This is a genomic window from Sulfobacillus thermotolerans, from assembly GCF_039623705.1.
Taxonomy (GTDB): Bacteria; Bacillota; Sulfobacillia; order Sulfobacillales; family Sulfobacillaceae; genus Sulfobacillus; species Sulfobacillus thermotolerans.
In genome coordinates this window covers 2,012,273-2,032,056 of record NZ_CP133983.1, presented here as the reverse complement: position 1 = coordinate 2,032,056, position 19,784 = coordinate 2,012,273, and the positions used below count along the sequence as shown (strand labels likewise).

At 54.3% G+C, this 19,784-nt stretch carries 21 protein-coding genes, 2 tRNA genes and 1 other RNA gene; all 24 read right to left on the bottom strand.

Features of this window, described 5'->3' with window-relative positions; all coding sequences use genetic code 11:
* Positions 1 to 583: 583 nt before the first annotated feature.
* The gene (gene mauJ / locus ORD20_RS10555; RefSeq protein WP_430626709.1) at positions 584 to 793 is read right to left on the bottom strand and encodes a methylamine utilization protein MauJ; all 210 of its coding nucleotides are present in this window, start codon (positions 791 to 793) and stop codon (positions 584 to 586) included.
* A gap of 832 nt (positions 794 to 1,625) precedes the next feature.
* Positions 1,626 to 2,036, bottom strand: coding sequence for a putative toxin-antitoxin system toxin component, PIN family (locus ORD20_RS10550; protein WP_103374887.1), 411 nt, complete (start codon positions 2,034 to 2,036; stop codon positions 1,626 to 1,628).
* A gap of 2 nt (positions 2,037 to 2,038) precedes the next feature.
* On the bottom strand, positions 2,039 to 2,305 hold the full coding sequence (locus ORD20_RS10545; RefSeq protein WP_103374888.1) for an AbrB/MazE/SpoVT family DNA-binding domain-containing protein: 267 nt from the start codon (positions 2,303 to 2,305) through the stop codon (positions 2,039 to 2,041).
* 556 nt (positions 2,306 to 2,861) lie between these two features.
* Positions 2,862 to 2,937 (bottom strand) — tRNA-Arg (locus tag ORD20_RS10540).
* Positions 2,938 to 2,972: 35 nt separating this feature from the next.
* Positions 2,973 to 3,049 (bottom strand) — tRNA-Pro (locus ORD20_RS10535).
* Between the two features lie 53 nt (positions 3,050 to 3,102).
* Positions 3,103 to 3,282: a hypothetical protein gene (locus ORD20_RS10530; RefSeq protein WP_103374889.1), complete on the bottom strand. Its 180-nt coding sequence runs from the start codon at positions 3,280 to 3,282 to the stop codon at positions 3,103 to 3,105.
* Positions 3,279 to 3,995, bottom strand: a complete 717-nt coding sequence (locus tag ORD20_RS10525; RefSeq protein ID WP_103374890.1) for a COG4280 domain-containing protein — start codon at positions 3,993 to 3,995, stop codon at positions 3,279 to 3,281. The genes ORD20_RS10530 and ORD20_RS10525 overlap by 4 nt, the downstream gene beginning before the upstream one ends.
* A 62-nt stretch (positions 3,996 to 4,057) precedes the next feature.
* Positions 4,058 to 4,534, bottom strand: coding sequence for a metallophosphoesterase family protein (locus ORD20_RS10520; RefSeq protein WP_103374891.1), 477 nt, complete (start codon positions 4,532 to 4,534; stop codon positions 4,058 to 4,060).
* Positions 4,534 to 5,136 (bottom strand): non-canonical purine NTP pyrophosphatase, encoded by a 603-nt coding sequence (locus tag ORD20_RS10515; protein ID WP_103374892.1) that lies wholly within the window; start codon positions 5,134 to 5,136, stop codon positions 4,534 to 4,536. The genes ORD20_RS10520 and ORD20_RS10515 overlap by 1 nt, the downstream gene beginning before the upstream one ends.
* Positions 5,129 to 5,875, bottom strand: a complete 747-nt coding sequence (gene rph, locus ORD20_RS10510; protein WP_103375060.1) for a ribonuclease PH — start codon at positions 5,873 to 5,875, stop codon at positions 5,129 to 5,131. Before rph ends, ORD20_RS10515 begins: the two co-directional genes overlap by 8 nt.
* A gap of 45 nt (positions 5,876 to 5,920) precedes the next feature.
* Positions 5,921 to 6,275, bottom strand: a transfer-messenger RNA (tmRNA) gene (gene ssrA, locus ORD20_RS10505).
* Positions 6,263 to 6,547 carry a hypothetical protein gene (locus tag ORD20_RS10500; protein ID WP_430626155.1) on the bottom strand — a complete coding sequence of 95 codons (285 nt, stop codon included), beginning with the start codon at positions 6,545 to 6,547 and terminating at the stop codon, positions 6,263 to 6,265. Before ORD20_RS10500 ends, ssrA begins: the two co-directional genes overlap by 13 nt.
* 159 nt (positions 6,548 to 6,706) lie before the next feature.
* On the bottom strand, positions 6,707 to 8,851 hold the full coding sequence (rnr, locus tag ORD20_RS10495; protein WP_103375061.1) for a ribonuclease R: 2,145 nt from the start codon (positions 8,849 to 8,851) through the stop codon (positions 6,707 to 6,709).
* Positions 8,852 to 8,892: 41 nt separating this feature from the next.
* A complete protein-coding gene (locus ORD20_RS10490; protein WP_430626154.1) occupies positions 8,893 to 10,083 on the bottom strand; it encodes an MFS transporter in 1,191 nt (396 codons plus the stop codon).
* Between the two features lie 122 nt (positions 10,084 to 10,205).
* On the bottom strand, positions 10,206 to 11,216 hold the full coding sequence (locus tag ORD20_RS10485) for an HAD family hydrolase (RefSeq protein WP_103374897.1): 1,011 nt from the start codon (positions 11,214 to 11,216) through the stop codon (positions 10,206 to 10,208).
* Positions 11,213 to 12,487, bottom strand: coding sequence for a phosphopyruvate hydratase (gene eno / locus ORD20_RS10480; RefSeq protein ID WP_103374898.1), 1,275 nt, complete (start codon positions 12,485 to 12,487; stop codon positions 11,213 to 11,215). Before eno ends, ORD20_RS10485 begins: the two co-directional genes overlap by 4 nt.
* A 379-nt stretch (positions 12,488 to 12,866) precedes the next feature.
* Positions 12,867 to 13,607 carry a triose-phosphate isomerase gene (tpiA, locus tag ORD20_RS10475; protein ID WP_255398106.1) on the bottom strand — a complete coding sequence of 247 codons (741 nt, stop codon included), beginning with the start codon at positions 13,605 to 13,607 and terminating at the stop codon, positions 12,867 to 12,869.
* A gap of 37 nt (positions 13,608 to 13,644) precedes the next feature.
* Positions 13,645 to 14,847, bottom strand: a complete 1,203-nt coding sequence (locus ORD20_RS10470) for a phosphoglycerate kinase (RefSeq protein ID WP_103374900.1) — start codon at positions 14,845 to 14,847, stop codon at positions 13,645 to 13,647.
* The gene (gap, locus tag ORD20_RS10465; protein ID WP_103374901.1) at positions 14,844 to 15,857 is read right to left on the bottom strand and encodes a type I glyceraldehyde-3-phosphate dehydrogenase; all 1,014 of its coding nucleotides are present in this window, start codon (positions 15,855 to 15,857) and stop codon (positions 14,844 to 14,846) included. Before gap ends, ORD20_RS10470 begins: the two co-directional genes overlap by 4 nt.
* A complete protein-coding gene (locus ORD20_RS10460) occupies positions 15,854 to 16,138 on the bottom strand; it encodes a hypothetical protein (RefSeq protein WP_430626153.1) in 285 nt (94 codons plus the stop codon). The genes gap and ORD20_RS10460 overlap by 4 nt, the downstream gene beginning before the upstream one ends.
* Positions 16,139 to 16,162: 24 nt before the next feature.
* Positions 16,163 to 16,957 carry a phosphate ABC transporter ATP-binding protein PstB gene (pstB, locus tag ORD20_RS10455; protein ID WP_103374903.1) on the bottom strand — a complete coding sequence of 265 codons (795 nt, stop codon included), beginning with the start codon at positions 16,955 to 16,957 and terminating at the stop codon, positions 16,163 to 16,165.
* Positions 16,939 to 17,790: a PstA family ABC transporter permease gene (locus tag ORD20_RS10450; RefSeq protein WP_103374904.1), complete on the bottom strand. Its 852-nt coding sequence runs from the start codon at positions 17,788 to 17,790 to the stop codon at positions 16,939 to 16,941. The genes pstB and ORD20_RS10450 overlap by 19 nt, the downstream gene beginning before the upstream one ends.
* Complete coding sequence (locus tag ORD20_RS10445) at positions 17,787 to 18,554, bottom strand: PstC family ABC transporter permease (protein WP_430626152.1); 768 nt, start codon at positions 18,552 to 18,554, stop codon at positions 17,787 to 17,789. Before ORD20_RS10445 ends, ORD20_RS10450 begins: the two co-directional genes overlap by 4 nt.
* Complete coding sequence (locus ORD20_RS10440; protein WP_430626151.1) at positions 18,551 to 19,768, bottom strand: sensor histidine kinase; 1,218 nt, start codon at positions 19,766 to 19,768, stop codon at positions 18,551 to 18,553. The genes ORD20_RS10445 and ORD20_RS10440 overlap by 4 nt, the downstream gene beginning before the upstream one ends.
* Between the last annotated feature and the right edge of the window lie 16 nt (positions 19,769 to 19,784).

Sequence of the window (19,784 nt, the reverse complement as noted above, 5' to 3'; positions counted from 1 at the left end):
GGGCATTTTGCCGCGAAGTCATGCCAACCGCCTTAACCAATGACCGGGCCTACGATGGCAGCCATTGGCCAACCCCTGCCAAAATGAATTAGTACCAACACTTGAGGCGGGCGAAGTAAGAGTTCACTCTCTCTTGACTGGTGGAGGACGTTTTATATCCATAGATACGATGGCCACCGGACGCCCCGTCAAATTCCTCTTCAGGGCTATTCCTCATCGGGCTCGAAGAATGCCTCCTTGTCCCTATTAGCCCACTCATCCCAATATGGCCACCGTCGTGCTCGCTAGGGCTAAGTTTCTTTGTCGCGATATCGTGCGTGTTGGCAACAGCTTTTTGCTTGTCCTTAACTGGCATAAGCGACCGCCATTCTAGAGCCGATTTTGATTGTTGGTTGAATCATGACTGCGTGGTAGCCGTATTTATCCACTTGAGCAGTCACGGCGTCGCTAAGTTGTAGAGTCGGACTCAAGGAATCCCACGCCATGAACCGCTCATCGAATGTTGACGAATGGCCGCCTAAGTTGAATTCTCCACGTCAGCGCGACGACCATATATGAGGAGGTATCGCTTCTCGAATGCCCGTTACTTAATGAGGGCTTTCCATGTGGGTAATTGCTCTTCACGAGTTTCTTTTGGACAAAACAAGGAGGTTCCCGTTTCCAGAGCAACGTCCTTGTGAAGGCCGCTTCGCAATTTGCGCATTCCTTCCATAACTTTGTAAAAGCACAGAAACTGGTAAAAGGGGTTCACTGTCGATCCCCCTTCCCGATACAAAGCATAAATAGGCCACATACTGCGCGTGACGGCTTTGTTGGTGGGCCAAGGCTTGATTCCGGCGGAAATCAACATGCGGACCCATACGCTGCTAGTGGAGATGTGACTGAGGGTGGTGCCCACGAGGTTCAATCCTTGGATTTCCGCCGCTTCACGACTATCTGCTGAAACATGTTCGGCTTTTATATGAATGTCGTTGAATTAGTGCTCATCATCCATCATTCTCCAAAATATATTCCTGCTGTCCATTTGCAACTACCATACGCATCCATTTTACCGAAAATCCTGATAGGCCGCTATCCGACCCGAATGTGCATGATGCAGAACATTAAGGATCGAAGGAATTGGGCCTACGGGTTTCATTCGGCAGAATTGCTCCATGTTGGCACATCGGGGACCGAAAATCCCGCGTTCACGCGTCCATTTCGTCACTACGATAGTCTGGGGCTGGCGCCATCACCGCTCTCCCCCAACGGATCGTCTCCCATCGGCTCTGGGTGACGCTGCGGTGAACGGCCTGGCGGAACACAAACACAAAAAACCTGCAATCGCTTGCGGTGTCTCAAATTTTTGTGGTGTCCCCGGCAGGATTCGAACCTGCGATACGAGATTAGAAGAATCACGCTCAGGTGTCTACCATGTCATTCCGATGCGCTGGAATCCTTGAGCATCAAAGGATTTGGGGTGGCTGAGTGTCCACGGTGCCGCTCCCAAACACCCATCCATTCCATCTCTTCCTGATGACGCGCCCCAACCGGTTAAATACCTTCCAGTCCGGCACCACCGGGTCAGGGCAAGACTTAAGCATCAGCTCCCACGCCTTCCGTCCATCTGGTAGGTCATGGGATCGCTACCCCACGTCCATTTGAACAAATTCGCGCGCCGTCATGATGTGCGGCGTCGTAATGCCTGCTTCCAGAAAATCCTTGTCTCCGGTAATGAGTATGTCCACATGCGCGGCAACGGCAGCGCGAAGAATAGGACGATCCGAAGCGTCGCGCACGAGGACTTCGTCGGCAATTCCGCCAACGGGTGTCTGAACGACCTCCACAACCGTCAAGACCAACGCCAAAAAACGTTCCAAGGCCGGAATCTTGTGCGGAAACTTACGATTAAACACCCGCCGCAGTTCGTCAATGTTTTGGTCAGTTATGAATCCATAATTGGGATGAGTAACCGCTTTTACGTAGGCTTGATACGGAACCCCGGACGGAATTAGCGAGGCTGAAAGAAGAATGTTGGTATCAATCAACACCTTCACAGTCAATCGGTTTCCTTTCGCACCACTTTTACCAGATCCATGACCGCGTCGTCCGAACCTAAGCCGACTTTCTCAGCCTCTCCAACCATGTCCTGTTGCAGCATTTTCATCGCATAAACGGCCGAATTCATCAGAATGACGCGATCATCCTCACAGATGAGCGTTACCCGGTCGCCTGTCGACAACCGTAACTGGGATCGAATATCTTTCGGGAGTGTGATCTGTCCCTTGGCCATCACTTTAGCATTATCAATGATGGGCACTGCCATGTCTTCGCCACCTTTCTGCCCAACAAGAAACCATCCCTACTTTCCCTACCATTATGATAAGCGATTTGCACGGAAAAATATACCCCGTTGCCAGCCCGTACTCTTTCCCGCATCAATCTATCTTAGACTCCGCATGTCAGCCCGAGGAGTTTTAGGGATTTAAATATCCCGAATCTTTCGCAAAGGAGGCGGGTCCGGCCATCACGGAATACTGTCGCATGGACACCTCATTTACCGAAAATCCTGCTAGGCCGCTATCCGGCCCGAATGTGGATGATGCAGAATCTTAAGGATCGAAGGAATTGGCCCACGGGTTTCATGCGGCAGAGTGCTCCATGTTGGCGCACCGGGGACCGAAAATTCCGCGTTCACGCGTCCATTACGTCGCTACGATAGTCTGGGGTCTGGCGCCATCACCGTTCTCCCCTGATGGATCGTCTAGTACGTCTCTTGGGTTGAACCGCATCCATCGGCTCTGGGCGCCGCGGTGAACGGCCGGGCAAAACACAAACACAACAAAAAGCCCGCAATCGCTTGCGGTGAAATGGATTTAGGATGGTGTCCCCGGCAGGATTCGAACCTGCGACGCCGGGATTAGAAGTCCCGCGCTCTATCCACTGAGCTACGGGGACGCTCTGGGTGGTGGCGTACTCCTTGACAATAAAAATGGTCGGGGCGACAGGATTCGAACCTGCGACCCCTTGCTCCCAAAGCAAGTGCGCTACCAAGCTGCGCTACGCCCCGACATAAAGCATTTAATAATATACCATAGGGATAAAGGGCCGTCAATGACGCCGTTAAGACCGGCGTAAGCTTATAAAAATAGACGCCGCAATAAATATAAACAACACCAAGCCAGACAACTGGGCTAAACCCACATGCGACAAGATAAAGGCAATGAGCAACGAGCCCAATCCTAAAACGGCCAGCAGGGGGTCTTCCACAAAGAGTCCATAGACTTTTTTCACCCACTTCATGCGGATGCCTGCCCCCTTGCCTTAAGCATTTTCACATACCAGCCACTCATGGCTAAATATCCCGAAATCAAGACTAACAACGTCGCTTCCGACAACGGCCAATGCACGCCTAAGGCAGCCCCGGCCCAAAACGTTCCAAAACTGGTCAACATCACACCGACGACAAATTTCAGCGTGTTTTCGGGAACCCGAGACAAGGGCGCACGCAGTGCAAGGCCAAGCGCTAATACCGCCACCAGCCCAATAGCCGATCCTAAAATCGCGCTGCCAAATGCATGAGCTCCCGATCCCATGGTCAAAATAATGACGACCACTTCCAAGCCCTCGAGCAACACGCCATTAAAGGCCGTGGCTTGTGCTTCGAACGCGGCATTGCCACTGGCCTCTAATTTTTTTACTTGCCGGGCATAGGCTTCTGCTTCGTTATGCAGTGCCTTAAGGCCAGCATAACGCAAGATCGCTTTGCGAATCCACTTCAGACCGAATAACAAGAGTAAAATACCGACAACCCCTTGCAGTACATGCAAGGGAACCACGCGCAAGATGCCCTCACCTAAGATCAGCACCAAGAGCGCCAAGGTGAGGACCGCATAAAACACCCCACGCATGGCAGGGCGCACCCCAAACACCGCAGCCGCTAACACAATGGAGAGCGCCTCTACGAATTCCACAGATGATGCTAAAAATGCCGCTAGCAAGACATAAAGATTCACAAGCTCCCTCCATTCTTCGGGTCTTCGCACGATGTTGCCTTCATTCTATCGTCGTTCAGCGTCTAGGAAAGCACGTCCCACGAAAAATTCAGGGAACCTTCAGCATCATACGTCAACCAACCGAAACTCGGCGGGGACTGCACCGGCCGAAATCCTGCACCCGGATTCACAATCCACGTCTCTGATGTGTGATAGGACTCCCGTTTGTGGCTGTGGCCAAAGACTAAAACCTGTAGAGTAAACTGGTGAGCCAAGCGCTGTAAAGCCGCCAATCGCTGCGAAGCAGGCCATTGGTGGCCATGAATGACCCCGAAACGCACGCCATGGGATTGCCAAAACGTTGCCCATGGAGCGTGGACGTCATGGTCATTGTTGCCTTGAGCCCCGTAATAGGGCACCCCCATTTTCTGTGCCAACCATAAGCCATCGCGGTAAAAATCGCCGGCACAGATCAGGCCATCCACGTCAGATAAATTCACAAGTTGGTTAGCCCATTTCGCTATCCGGCCATGCGTATCGCTGATGACCACATAGCGCATTATAACGCCATGACCTGCTGAATCACCGGAATAATACCTTGCACTGCCATAGCGCGGTGCGAAACCCGGTCTTTATATTCCTGGGGCCACTGTGCAAACGATGTTTCGCCATCAATGCTGAAAATGGGATCCATGCCAAAACCCTGTTGACCCCGCGGCCAGGTGAGAATCCGCCCTTCGACCACGCCTTCTGAGAAAAACACGAGACCATCGGGTGATGCTAAACACAAGACGGCACGCATGCGTGCCGTGCGTAACGCCCACGGCACCTCCAACAAACGCAGGAGAATCTCTCGGTTGTTTTCCCAGCTGTTGGTACTGACAAAACGCGCCGAATGAATGCCTGGCAATCCCCCTAACGCGTCGACTTCGACCCCGGAATCGTCGGCCAGCGCCCAGCGTCCTGTACGAGACGCGACCGCCTGGGCTTTTAATTGCGCATTGGCCCGGTAACTATCCCCGGTTTCTTCAATGATTTCCTTTTCGCCATAGTCATCCAGCACCAAAGGGAGATCGACACTAGCAAAGAGGCGGCGGAACTCTTCGAGTTTGCCACGATTGTGGCTGGCCAAAATAATGGGGTGTTCATGAAAATTAGCCAATCAACAACGCTCCTTCTGGCAACGCTTGCCGTTCCAGCGCCACCAGTTCATCAATACCGGGCTCCACAAAATCCAACAGCAAGTCCAATTGTTGGCGACTGAATAACCCGTGCTCGGCGGTGCCTTGAATTTCAATCAGCTGGTGCTGACTAGTCATCACCACATTCATATCCACGCCAATCTGTACATCTTCGTGATAGTCCAGATCTAAATAGACTTCGCCCATCGATAGTCCCACGCTAATCGCCGCGATCCAATCTTTCAGCGGCTTCCCGGTAAATGGCGTCGCCTTATGTATTTTCAATAGCGCCTGGGTCAGCGCCATAAAACCCGCGGTAATAGCCGCAGTCCGCGTGCCCCCATCAGCTTGAATCACATCACAATCGAGAAGAATACTCTTTTCTCCCATCGCCTTGAGATTCACCGCGGCCCGCAATGAGCGCCCAATTAATCGCTGAATTTCCACCGTCCGCCCTTGTTGTTTGCCGCGTGTGGCTTCCCGAAAGGTGCGATCATTGGTCGCCCGCGGCAACATCCCATATTCCGCGGAAATCCAGCCTTGGCCCGTGCCCCGAACAAAGGGGGGTACACGGTCCTCCACCGTCGCCGTCACCAGGACGCGCGTGTGTCCGGCCGTAATTAAACACGAACCTTCTGCCCACTCATTAAAACCCATTTGCAATTCGACCGGCCGAATCGCATCATTACTGCGTCCATCGCGGCGCTGAATGGCCACCATCTCCTTTCGAAAAAAAACTCCCACCCAGGAAGGCGGGAGAAAACTTGGTGGAGGCGGGGACGTACTGCCCGTCCCGTCCGAAGATACGTCATGTTAGACCCCTACGAGCGTAGCCGTGGAATTGATCTCATTTGACAAGATCGCCACAGCGCGGTCGTTGCCAAACCAGTCCTAGTTTCCCATGGCATATCGGACACTATACCAGGTATCCTGCATTTTTTACGCCAAAAGTCGCCGGGCAGGAACCAGAGGCTTTGGCGTTAGCTGGGATTTAGGCAGCTAAAGCGTAGTTTTCTTCGTTGTTCTTGGCACTTAATGGTTTCCTGCTTTTTAACGAGGCTCAGGCCCTCGGCTCGCGTTCCAACATCCCGTTCATCCCCGTCGAATCTAGTTCGCCCCCATACAATACACCGCACAGGCTAAAAATGCTGTTCCCACAATCACCACCGTTTGCCCATTTTGGCCACACCACCAAATATGCGAGCCCTCTTGCAAACGAGTCCATGTCACCTCTTCTTGCTGCCAGAACAGCCGTCCCTCAATCCATAACGGGGCCGAACCGAACGTGCTCCACACAATACGGGTCTTGTTAAACGCCAGCGCAATATGGGCTTGAAACGGAGTCATAGCGCGTTTCGGATTGCCGATGTACCAGTTTCGCCATAGCCGCATATTTTTCACCTCTACCAGCAATAACGCCGGACAGGGCAAAAGGTTTCATGGATGATAAGAAACGCATGAATTTTTTATGAGAAAACTGCGCCATTTTTCACAGCGGTCGTCCAAAGCCTTCTCGTCTTCCGCCGGTCTTCAATACCTAAACCCAAAGGGCTAAACTTTTTGGCGACGTTTTGCTGGCATCCGTGCTTCACCTTCTTGAACCAAACGAAAGTCAATCCGCTTCATGGGAATATCCACCCGCACCACTTCGGCGGTCACCGGCTGCCCAAGTTGATATTCACGCCCTGTTCGCTGGCCTTTCAGGCGATAGTGGACCGGGTCATGTACCCAGTAGTCCGGCGGAAGATCTTCCATCCGCACTAGTCCCTCAATCAAATTGGGCAGTTCCACAAACACGCCAAAATTAGTCACGCCCGAAATCACCGCATCATACCGTTCTCCGAGCTTGTCCGCCATATATTGGGCCTCTTTTAAGGCGACCGAATCGCGTTCCGCCTCCATCGCGGCCCGTTCTCGCTGGGATGCGATTTCCCCAATTTCCGCCACTTTCGCCTTCCAACGCGCCAAGGTGTCTCCCGTCGCTCTCTTCTCCATCCATCCTGTGAGAATGCGGTGAACCCATAAGTCGGGATAGCGGCGAATCGGCGAGGTGAAGTGCGTGTATTCGTCGGTGGCCAAGCCGAAGTGGCCCGTGTTTTCGGGTTGATAGCGAGCTTGCTTCATCGTTCTCAACAAAGCACTATTGACCACCCGCTCCTCTGGCTTGCCTTTGACGCGCGCGATAAGGTCTTGCAAATGCTTGGGCGTCACTTTTTCTGGTAAGCGGTAGCCTAAAGCGCCGATCATTTCCCGAAATTGCTCCATGCGGTCCCCTGGCTCTTCATGAATTCGAAATAGACCCGGCAATTTGTGCTCCAAGAGCGTATGCGCGACCGTCTCATTGGCCAACAGCATAAATTCCTCGATCAATGTCTCAGCCAGCCCTCGCTCCCTAGGCACGATATCCACAGGAAATCCATTCACATCGAGCACCACTTTGGATTCTGGCAAATCAAAATCAACAGCGCCCCGCGCTTGCCGCAATTCCCGCAACAGATGGCGCACATGGACGGCTGTCTCTAAAAAGGGACGCAGATGTTCGACATCGTCTTGCTTTCCTGCCAAAATCGCGTTGACGCCTTCATACGTTAACCGGTGGCGCGAGCGAATAACGGAGCGGTGAAATTCCGCATGCACCCGCCGCCCCATCCGGTCTAGGCGAATAATTGCAGAGACGCACAAGCGCAGCACCCCAGGATTAAGACTGGCGATGCCGTTGGACAGGCGTTCGGGCAACATCGGAATGACCCGGTCCACCAAATAAACACTGGTTCCCCGCTGCATGGCTTCCAAATCCAGCGGGGATCCTTCTTTTACGTAATAACTGACGTCGGCGATATGGACCCCCACTTCAAAACCCCCGTCGTCTAAAGCCCGCACTGAAATCGCGTCATCCAAATCTTTAGAGTCCGCCCCGTCTATCGTGACAATCAGCTCATCGGTCAGGTCTAGCCGTCCTACCCAATCCGATTCTTGCACGCTATCTGGCAGACGATTAGCCTCCTCTAGCACCGGACGGGGAAATTCGAGCGGTAAATGATGCTCTAATGCCACCACCGACACATCCACCCCGGGCTGCAATGGACTGCCCAGTGTGCGCGTAACCTCGCCCCTGACCGGTCGTCTGGGATCTAAAGGCCACTCGGTAATCGTCGCCTGCACCATATCGCCCGGCCGCGCCTTATGGCCGCTCGGTAGCGTGACGTCCACCACGGGCTTGCGGGCATCATCCGGGATCACCCGCCATCCTAGGCGATTGCGCTCAAGCCGTCCCGTCACTTCGTGAGTGGCTCGCGACAACACGTTCATGACACGGCCTTCTAACCCATTGGGCGTGTCATGGTACCAAATCAACACGTCATCATCATGGCGGGCACCAAAAAACCAGCGTTCGGGAACAAACACATCGTCGCCCGGAAATTCGGTATTCATAACAAAACCAAAGCCGCGCGGATTGATACGCAAGTGGCCGTGGCGCGTGCGAATGGTCATACGGCCCTCATCGTCACGCACTAACCACCCCTCGCGGCGATATTGCCCATATAACTTGAAAAGACCTTTACCAGGACTCCTTGCAATATTCAATTTTTTTAACAACTGATCCTCAGGCAAGGGCGGCCGGTCGGCCAACAACGCAAAAATTCGTTCTGGCAACCTTTTTAATCGGTCATGATATGCCGACTCTTTGCCTGGCATCTTTCGTACTCCCGCCGCCTTGTTCTTTTTCCCTGCAACAGTCAAGCGCGACTACTACAAGGCGGCGGATCAAAGCCGACGATACCGCCAATACGGCCAATTCCCATAGCCCATCCGGACCCCGTTCCCCGTATCATCGTTGGGTATTGCTCCACGGTATAAGCATACGTGACACCCCACGCCCCGAGATTGAAGAACGAGAGCATGGATCCAAATAACAAGATTTGCGCCGTGCCGTGGCCATGCCCAAAGAGATAGGCGGAAACGGCCGAAAGCAGAATATATACCACCAAAACGGGCTTGCGGCCAATACGGTCCACTAAAAGACCGGCTGAAAAATATCCGGGCAATTGCACGATGGTCACAATCAACGTGTATTTCAACGAATTGACGAGGGAATATCCGTGTGTCACCAACACCGAGGGCAACCACAAAAACATCCCGTAATACGCAAAGTTCATGGCCGTCCACAAGATCCAAAGCATGATCGTTTTCGGGCTTTGCCCGCCTCGAAACAAGTCGGATACCCGCGTTTTGGTGACACGGCTAGGCGCTCTCAACGTGGTCGCCGCCACTTCATGCCCTGCTGCCACACTCATCACTTCCGCAGCCTCTTTCACATGGCCCGTACGCAGCAAATACCGGGGACTTTCCGGGATATTGCGGCGCAAATACAAAATATACAAAGCGGGCAACATGCCCACCAAGAACCCGCTGCGCCATCCGTATTGCGGAATCAACAAATACGCCACCAGTGCCGCCACCAACCAGCCCACAGCCCAGAAGCTTTCGAGCAGCACAATGCCGCGGCCTCGGTCCTTTCTAGGCAAAAACTCCGTTACCATAGTGCTAGTGACCGGCAACTCCCCGCCTAAGCCCAATCCGACAATGAAACGAAACACAATCAGCATCCATAACGCGACCGACGCAGCCGACAAGCCCGTCGCCAAACTGTAGATCGCTAGGGTCAACATAAAAATCTTGCGTCGACCCAGACGGTCCGCCACTGTTCCGGCCAACGCCGCCCCAATCGCCATGCCCACCAAACTTATCGACCCCACCACGCCGATCATCAGACTGTTAAGCCGCCATGCACCAATCAATGCGGCCAATACAAACGAAATGATGCCGACATCCATGGAATCAAATAATGTGCCCAAACCCGCCACCGTGATGAGGCGGTAGTGAAACCGCGTCATCTTCAAATTATCTAAGTGCTCTTCTGCCTGCATAATTTTTAGCCCTCCTTCGGCGATACTGCATGATACAAAACCGCCGAAAGGAATGTTCCAGGGGCATTTTGGCAGCGAAAGCAAAAAATCCCGGGCCATAGCCCGGGGCAGGAATTTTCTTGTTAAGCCGTGCGCTGGCGGCGCCGTGTCAGCCATGTCAACAATTGGCTCACGCTATGTGCCATCAAATCCACGCCACGCTCTTGAAAAAGTCCGTACGCCATGGGACCGGGAGATCCATTCAGCATGCCGCAAAATAAGCACGGCGGATCATCTAAAGAACGCTCCGCCTCGTAGCGCGAAGCCGCCTGCCAGTCATCTAGATTGTCCCCCACATAAATCATCAACCGCGGCGACAGCGCACGCGCAATATTGACCAAGCCTTGCGGATCGGGTTTGTGAACTCCCCTATCCTCCGTCATCATGGCCTCTGGTGTCCAAATGCCTTCAAGTCCGGACGCGCGCATCGCCATCTGGGCCTCGCCAAAATTCCGCCCCGTATAAAGTCCGTATCTAAAAGGCGCCCTCAACAATTCCTCGCGAGAAATCAGGGCATGCTCTTGGTGCATAAGCCCTTGGCCCTTCACCGTTTCGTTCGGTACGCCAAAGACCTCAAGCATTTCATCCCCGGCATAATACTCCATCGCCAATTGCGAAATCCGCTTGCGGTCCCAACGCTGCAAGATGTCCTCAAAGTCCTTTTCATCGACCAGCCCTTGCAAGGCGCGGCTCAATCCCTCAAGCCCCCCGCCTTGTTGTGCCACGGCCCGGGACAGACTTAAAAAGCTCGGATCCACGTGACGCAACCCTGCGATTTCCCGGCTCCCAGCCATAACCGCCTTGACCAAGAACACGAGCACCAGACCTTGAGACAGTGCCCAATCGCTGTTAAAGCCGCCTGCTGCTTTAAAATAGGCAGTTTCATCAGGCGTGACGGCCAGCTCATCGCCCACAAAGCCTTGCTCGTGCAAATAGGCGGTGACGGTTTGACAAATCACGACGGGGTAACTGCCATGGACGTTAATCAACACCCCATCCATGTCAAACACGATGACATCCGCGACTTCCGCCTGCATGGCGGCACGATTGGTCGCGAACACACCGTCACCAACTTGAGCCAGCTCGAGATTCATCGCCGAAAGGCCTCCCATCCCGCATAGGTCAACGCTGAATCGGACTGCTCAATCGTCAACAAACGATTGTATTTGGCAATGCGTTCACCCCGTGCCGGCGCCCCGGTTTTGATTTGTCCACCATTCACGCCAACCGCCAAATCCGCAATCATCGTATCTTCGGTCTCTCCTGATCGGTGCGACACCACCGCATTCCACCCGGCACTGCGTGCAAGACGAATAGCCTCGAGCGTTTCGGTCACCGTGCCAATCTGATTGGGCTTAATTAAGACGGCATTGGCACTCGCCTCATCAATGCCGCGGGCAATGCGCTCGGGATTGGTCACAAATAAATCGTCCCCCACCAATTGGATCCGGTCGCCTAAACGGTCCGTCAGGAGCTGCCAGTGGTCCCAATCGTCCTCCGACAATCCATCTTCTATGGAAATAATCGGGTAATCCCGCACCAAAAGCTGATAGTAATCAATGAGCTGCATCCCCGTGAGCAATTGGCCTTCAAATTGATAGCCATCATCTTTTTTCAATTCCGTGGCCGCAACATCTAAGGCCAACACCATATCCTCGCCTGGTTTCACATGGGCTTTCTCCATGGCTTCCACGAGGAGATCAAGCGCCTCCCGGTTGGATTCCAAGTCGGGTGCAAATCCCCCTTCATCCCCAACCGCCGTCCGCAATCCCTTGGCTTGGAGCAAAGACTTCAAAGCTTGATAGGTTTCTTGGGCCATTTGCATCGCTTCGCGGAATGTCGAGGCACCAACCGGAACCAACATAAACTCCTGAATATCCACATTGTTATCGGCATGAGCGCCACCATTCAACACATTGAGCAGCGGCACCGGCAATAATGCCGCATTGAGTCCACCAAGGTAGCGATACAAGGGCTGGCGCCGACTGTGGGCTCCCGCCGCGGCCACCGCTAAGGACACAGAAAGAATCGCATTGGCCCCTAAACGCGCCTTTTGCGGATCGCCGTCCATTTCAATCATGCGCTGGTCGATCGCGACTTGGTCAGTGGCCGACATCCCTTTCAACGCGGGAGCAATAATGGTATTCACATGGTCAATGGCCTTTAATACGCCCTTGCCACCATAACGCGCCTTGTCATGGTCCCGTAGCTCAACCGCTTCGTGCGCGCCCGTCGACGCTCCTGATGGGACCCGCGACACCACGGCCGATCCGTCCGCTAACTCCAGCTGGACCGCCAGCGTAGGATTGCCGCGCGAATCCAAAATTTCCATTGCATGAATACTACGGATGGCATCATCCATCATCGTGACTCCGACCCCTTTGCCTGCATTTTCACGACCATCAACAGTGCAGCCACGTCTTGGCAATGCAGCGGCTGCCCGCCTCTCAACACGTTAGAATGCCCACCTGCCCTCAACACCACTCCCGAAAGCTGGACGGAGCTACTCTTCGCAACACGGTCCGTGTCGATTCGTCCGTTCAACCATATCACGATTAGCACCTTTCAACAAAAAATACGGGCCGGTTCGTTGAAGAAAAGTTTCTGGACGTCCCCCAATACATCACAAGACTCCGCTCTTAGAAGACAAAAAGGGAACGGGCGGCCCATTGTCGCCGCCCGTTCTTGTCGATTACCCAGTCGTTTGTGAAAACGCCCCACAAAATCGACCCTTCTTTCTCGCGTCAGCAGCTGTTCCGGGCCATTGCCAGAAACTCTTCCACTTGCAATGATGCCCCGCCGACTAGAGCTCCGTCAATATCCTTCTCGCCCATAAACGGTCGAATATTTTTTGCGTTGACACTGCCCCCATACAATACGGGCACGTTTTCCCCTGACCCTGGCGCCATACGGTCCAACACCTCACGAATAGCGGCGGCCACATGGTTAGCTTGCCCGGGCTCGGGAACTTCGCCCGTCCCAATCGCCCAAACGGGTTCATAGGCCACGATCAAGGTTTGCATCATCTTGTCATCCACGTACGGCGCTAGAGCCTGCAATTGCCGCTCCACCACAGACAACGTACTGCCTTGACGATATTCTTGAGCGGACTCTCCAACACAGAGAATGGGCCGTAGACGCGATTGATATGCTTGCGCCACCTTCTGGCCAATCACATCATCCGTTTCGTGGAACACTTGCCGCCGTTCGGAATGGCCGATGATGACAAACTGGGCGCCCGCTTCGCGCAGAAGATAGCCTGACACAGCCCCCGTCAAAGCGCCTTCGCGTCCTAAGTCCAAGTTCTGGGCCCCGACCCCTACCGGTGTACCCGCAAACTCGCGGGCCAACGGCCAAAGTCCCGGCAACGTCGGGCAGACCACCAAAGTCGGAGGTTGGTCCCCCGCTTCAGAGAGACGCCGAATCAAGTGGCGGCCAAACGCCCGTCCTTCTTCGACGGTTTTATGCATTTTCCAGTTCGCGATGAGAAACTGTTCCCGCGTAGATGTCCCCCCCTTTCTCTCATGCCTCTGCAGGCTGGCGCAGGGCCTGAATGCCAGGCAGTTCCTCCCCTTCTAAGTAGCGCAAAGTTGCGCCTCCGCCTGTCGAAATGTGAGTCATCTTGTCCTTGACGCCCGCCTTGCTAACAGCCGCCACGGAATCACCGCCTCCGACAACTACGGAGACATTTAGGGCAGCTAAGGCCTGGGCCACCTGAATCGTGCCCTGTGCAAAGGCTTCAAATTCAAAAACCCCCATAGGCCCATTCCACAACACGGTTTGAGCTGGCTGAAGCGCCGCGATAATGGTTTCGACGGTTCTTGGTCCAATGTCTAGCGCCATCTCATCCGCGTGAATATCCGTCACCAGCGCGGCTCGGTAGGGCGTATCCGCACGGAACTCCTTGGCAACCAAGACGTCTTTGGGCAGCACCACCGTCACGCCCTTAGCCTGAGCTTGTTCCAACAGCCGTGTCGCTTCGGGAATGACGCCCTCTTCCACCAATGACGCCCCCATGGAGTATCCTTGTGCCGCCAAAAACGTGTTCGCCATTCCGCCGCCGATAATAATGCCGTCCACCAGCTCCAAGAGACGGCTCAGCAATTTGACTTTGTCTGACACTTTGGCCCCGCCAATAATCGCCCAATAAGGACGCGTGGGATGGGCCAACACGCGGTCCAGATGATCGAGTTCCTCGGCCATCAACTCCCCCGCATATGCGGGAAGATATTTCGGCACCCCTACAATGGAGGCATGCTGCCGATGCGACGTACCAAAAGCATCGTTGACATAAAGGTCGGCAAAGGAGGCCAAGCGCCTTGCCAGTTCCGGATCATTGGCTGTTTCGCCTGGGTCAAACCGCAAGTTCTCGAGCACGAGTAATTCTCCCGGCTGCAGGGCTTCTACGGCTTGGACGGCTTCATCACTTCGCGCCTCACCCGTAAGCTTCACGGGATACGTCCGCAGTTTTTGCAAATAGGCTACGACAGGCGCCAAACTGTCTTTGGCGGAGGGACCTTTGGGTCGGCCTCTATGGCTTACGGCAATCACCCGAGCCCCTTGTTCCACTAACGCATCCAACGTGGGAAGCGATCCTTGAATCCGGCTGTCGTCCGTAATTTCGCCGGTTGCCGCATCAATGGGCACATTAAAGTCGACGCGCACTAACACACGCTTTCCATAAACGGGTCCAATATCGGTAATTCGGCGAAAAGGCGTCGTCATGCGGACACGCCCTTTTCTGCAACCATTTGGCACAAGTCTGCAAGCCGGTTCGCGTAACCCCATTCATTGTCGTACCACGCCAAAACCTTGACCATGTGATCGCCCATTGTCATGGTTTCCCGACTGTCGAAAATACTGGAGTGCGGATTGCCCTTGAAGTCGGAGGAGACCAAAGGCGCGTCGCAATACTCCAAAATGCCGCGCAACTCGCTCGCCGCCGCTTCCTTAAACGCCTCATTGACCGCCTCTTTGGATAGAGGTTTGGTGGTGTTGACCGTCAAGTCGACAATGGACACTACAGGCGTTGGGACCCGCAAGGACATGCCGTTGAGTTTACCTTTCAACTGCGGTAAGACCAAATGCAAAGCTCTCGCCGCTCCCGTGCTGCTGGGAATAATATTCATAGCGGCTGCTCGTGCCCGTCTTAAATCGCTGTGGGGCAAATCGAGAAGCCGCTGGTCGTTCGTATAAGAATGCACGGTAGTCATGAGCCCGTTCTCAATGCCAAACGTTTCATCCAGCACTTTGGCGACGGGTGCTAGGCAGTTGGTCGTGCACGAAGCATTGGAGATAATTTGATGACGGGCGGGGTCATACGTCTTCTCGTTGACGCCCAACACAATGGTCGCATCTTCATGGGACGCCGGTGCGGAAATAATGACCTTCTTGGCGCCGCCACCCTCGATGTGGGCCCGAGCTTTGTTGGCATCGGTGAACAACCCGGTCGATTCAATGACAATATCAACTCCCTCATCACGCCAAGGAATCGACGCCGGATCGCGTTGCGCAAAGACTTTAATGGCGCGGCCGTTGACCACCAGATCTGATCCTTCAGCCCGCACATCCGCATTAAAAATGCCATAGTTGGAATCATATTTCAGCAGATGGGCAATCGTTGCCGCATCGGTTAAGTCATTTATCGCAACAATCTCAAATACATCCTGTTTTTGCGCAATTCGGAAAAACCTCCGACCAATGCTCCCAAATCCATTGATGCCCACTCTTATCATGGTATACCCTCCCAAGTATTGTGATAAAGCGACGCTCGTGAATATTGTAACGAAAAGAGCCGCGAACTGCACCTATTCGGACGCGAAATGAATAGAGTTTTGCCAATTTTGTGGACTGACAGGGGTGAACGGTCAGTCGCAATGACTTGTCTGGCCAACACTAAATTGCGCTCCGTTAAAGACCGCACCGCCCGGCGCAACTGATCTTCCACTAAGGCGCCCATACGAATCAATTCTTGTTCCAATTGCATTAATTCTTGATGGAATGACTGTCGAATCATACCCTGCCTCCCATACCCCCAAGCTTATTCAAAACGCCCTGTCAAAAACTCTTCCGTCCGGCGTTCTTGCGGGGCGGTAAAAATATCGTGCGTGGGCCCCATTTCCACGAGGTGGCCCTGTTCAAAAAATGCCACGAGATCCGAGACGCGCGCCGCTTGCTGCAAATTGTGCGTCACGATGACCATGGTATACCGTCCTTTAAATTGCACAATCAATTCCTCAATTTTCGCCGTCGAAACCGGGTCGAGACTCGCGGTGGGCTCGTCCAATAACAGCACATGCGGATGCACCGCCAACGCCCGGGCCATACACAGCCGCTGCTGCTGTCCCCCGGACAGCGTCATCGCGCTACGCCGCAGTTTGCCGCGCACTTCATCCCACAATGCCGATTTTTTGAGACTGTCCTCCACAATTTGGCGGAGCTTGGTCGCAGACCGCACGCCCGCCAAACGCGGGCCATAGGCCACGTTATCAAATATCGTCATGGGAAAGGGATTCGGTTGTTGAAACACCATGCCGACGGTGCGCCTGAGCGCGGTGACGTCAATGTCATCGTCCAACACATTAAATGCTCCAATGTGTACCGAACCTTTCACCCGCACCGTTGGAACCTGATCAATCATCCTGTTTAAAACCCGCAAAAAGGTCGACTTGCCGCAGCCTGACGGGCCAATGAGCGCTAACACCGCTCCTTGTTCAAGGTGCAAGCTGACATTTTCCAGCGCCTTAGCCGGCCCATACCACACCTCTAATTCTTGCACGCGAATATCCGGGATCGTGCTGACTCCCTCCCTTTTCGTTAGGCGTTTTTCAACCATTGTGCCATACGCTTGCTCCCCCACAGCACCAATACGACGAAAGCCAGCAACACCACACCCGTTGCAGCAGCTTGAGCTTGGGCATTTTGCCCCACCCCTTCTGTACGCAAAAGCCACAAATGCACAGCTAACGATTCTCCCGGCCCCCACAAAGACCAATGGACAGCGGCATTGACCCCTGCTGTATAAATCAGCACAGCCGTCTCACCCATGAGACGGGCCGTGGCTAGGCCCGCTTGTTCGACCATCTGCGGCCAGGCCAAGGGCAAGATTAAATAGCGCACCGTTTGCCAGCGCGAAGCCCCTAAAGCCCAAGATCCTTCGCGATAACGTCCGGGAATTTGCTGCAGCGCTTCCACCACATAGGCTACCGACAAGGGCCAGTTCATTAACGCCAACGCGACAATGCCGGTCATCGTTGATACCGGCCAATGCCACCGGGCGATCGCCACATCCACCACGACAAGGCCTATCACAATACTCGGCACGCTCAGCATTGTTGTCGCAAATTGATCAAAAACACGCAGCAATGGACCTTGGGACTTGACCCACTCCACCCGGTACAACCCCACCAACAGGGCTAGGGGAAAAGAAAGCAGTTCGCTGCCCCCCACCAAACTCAGGGTGTTGAGGACTTCAGGCCCTATAGCCCCCTGTCCTTTGCCCCACAAAAACGGCGCCGTAAGCGCCGGCAGCGCCTGCCAAACCAAAGGCAACAGGACCGACAATAACAGCAGCAATGCCACTATGGCCAAAGCGGCAAGTAGTCCATGCGCCGTGCGACCGTGACGCGTCGGATGAAGGCGCTTGAGATTTAATGGTTGCTCATTCATCCCCTAAGTCCCCTCCTCATCCGGTACTGCAGTCCCACTAAAACGGCCATGAGTAGCACCAACCAAATGGCCATAAAGTCCAAAGCATCATGGCCGGGCGTTTTCGGTGGCATCAGCGCTAAATCGGTCAAAAGCTGCGACGTCAACGTTGCACTAGGCTTTAGCAACGACGTCAAACGGCTTTGGCCGCCAATGACCATCTGCACGGCAATCGTCTCCCCCAAGGCTCGTCCCACTGCCACCAAAAAAGCCTGCGCCAGCGCTGGCCAAGCACTTGGCAAGACCATATGCCACAGCGTCTGATCATCGGTCGCACCTAACGCCAAAGATCCCTCCACCAGCGCGGATGGGACTTGACGCACCGCATGCAGCGCCATAATGCTGAAAGTCGGCACAATCATAAGCGCCAATACCACCCCTGCGCTGAGGGGCCCAAAGCCCGAAGTCCCGCTCAGGCGCCGCACTAGGGGCACGATGATCGTGAGTCCCCACCACCCATAAATCACAGACGGCACCGCCACAAAGACCGTCAAAAGCTGAATAAAGGTTTGCTGCATTGTTCCGCGCAAGATGCGCCCACCCGCGACGGCCAGTGCCAACACCCACGGAGCGGCCAAAATCAGCGCCAATGCGGTGACCGTGATGCTCCCTAAAATAAAGGCCAGCATACCGTAATGCCCTGCCAAGGGACTCCAATGGGTCGACAAGAGGGGCGTAATCCAGCCATTAATGACGACAAAATGCCAGGCGCCTACCGCAATCACCGCAAGAAATACAGTCCAGACGGCGATAAACAGGCCAAACGCCGCTTGAAAAATCCCTTGCGCCCACAGATCCCCACCATATGACTCCCCACGTCCAGCGCCATACTGACTGTGATGAGTCCTCCCGCAGGTGTATACTGCACGGCATTGGCCACCAAATTCATTAAGACTTCGGCCAGCAAATCGGGATCGCCTGACACTAGTGGCATGTGCTGCGGCACGCGGTTATCCAGTGTCAACTCGGCCGCTTCAATGCGGGGCGCCAACTTGACCGCCATGGACTCCACTAAGACAGGAATATCGACAGGCTGTCTGGTCATCGGCATCGAATGATGCTCCATCCGTGACAGCGTCAGCAAGTCATCGACCAGGCGGCTCATGCGTCCTGCTTCTTCATGAATGAGTTCCAAAAACCGTCTGGCAGACGGGTCATCCGGATTATCCAAAAGCGTCTCTGTAAAACCGCGAATTACGGTCAGAGGCGTTTGCAGCTCATGACTGACGTTCGCCACGAAATCCTGGCGCATACGCTCCACTTGCTTTTGGGCGGACACATTGCGTGCGACCAATACCGCCCCCAACCCGCCAATCGGTTGGTTGAGCGCCCCGGCTGTCACTTCCACCACAAGACTGTCATTATCCGGTGGGCTCCATAACACCGTTTCCGTCCCGCCTTCTTGAGTGACCTTGGCGACGGCGTCATCGAGCGCCATATCCCGGACCACTTCCAAGAGATGGCGACCAATCACGTTGCCCGGGGGAATTCCAAAGAGTTCATACGCCGCTTGATTAATCAAGGTAATTGTGAGCCCGTGCCCTAAAATGATAATGCCATTGGCCATACTACTCAGGATGGCTTCGAGCCGCTCCTTGTCTTGCTGCAAATCCTCGGTCCGCTCCGCTAGCACCTCAGCGACGCGGTTCATTCCGTGGGCCAAAGAGTCTAGCGGGTCGGCTTGATCTAAATACACACGCGCTTGTAGATCGCCTGATGCCCACCGGTCCACCGTCTCCGTTAACTGCACCACCGTCTCATCCAACAACCGGTCTCGCTGGCGCAACCAATCTGCAAAGCGCAAGGCCCATAGCCACGCAGCAATATATAAGATCAGGGCTTCCACGGGGCCATGTGCCGTCGGCATTACAATCCCCGCTAGCGTCGCCAGCCCTAAAATCCCCAGCGGCAATAAAAAACAGCGTTTACACTTCTTCATTCCCTCACCCGGACAC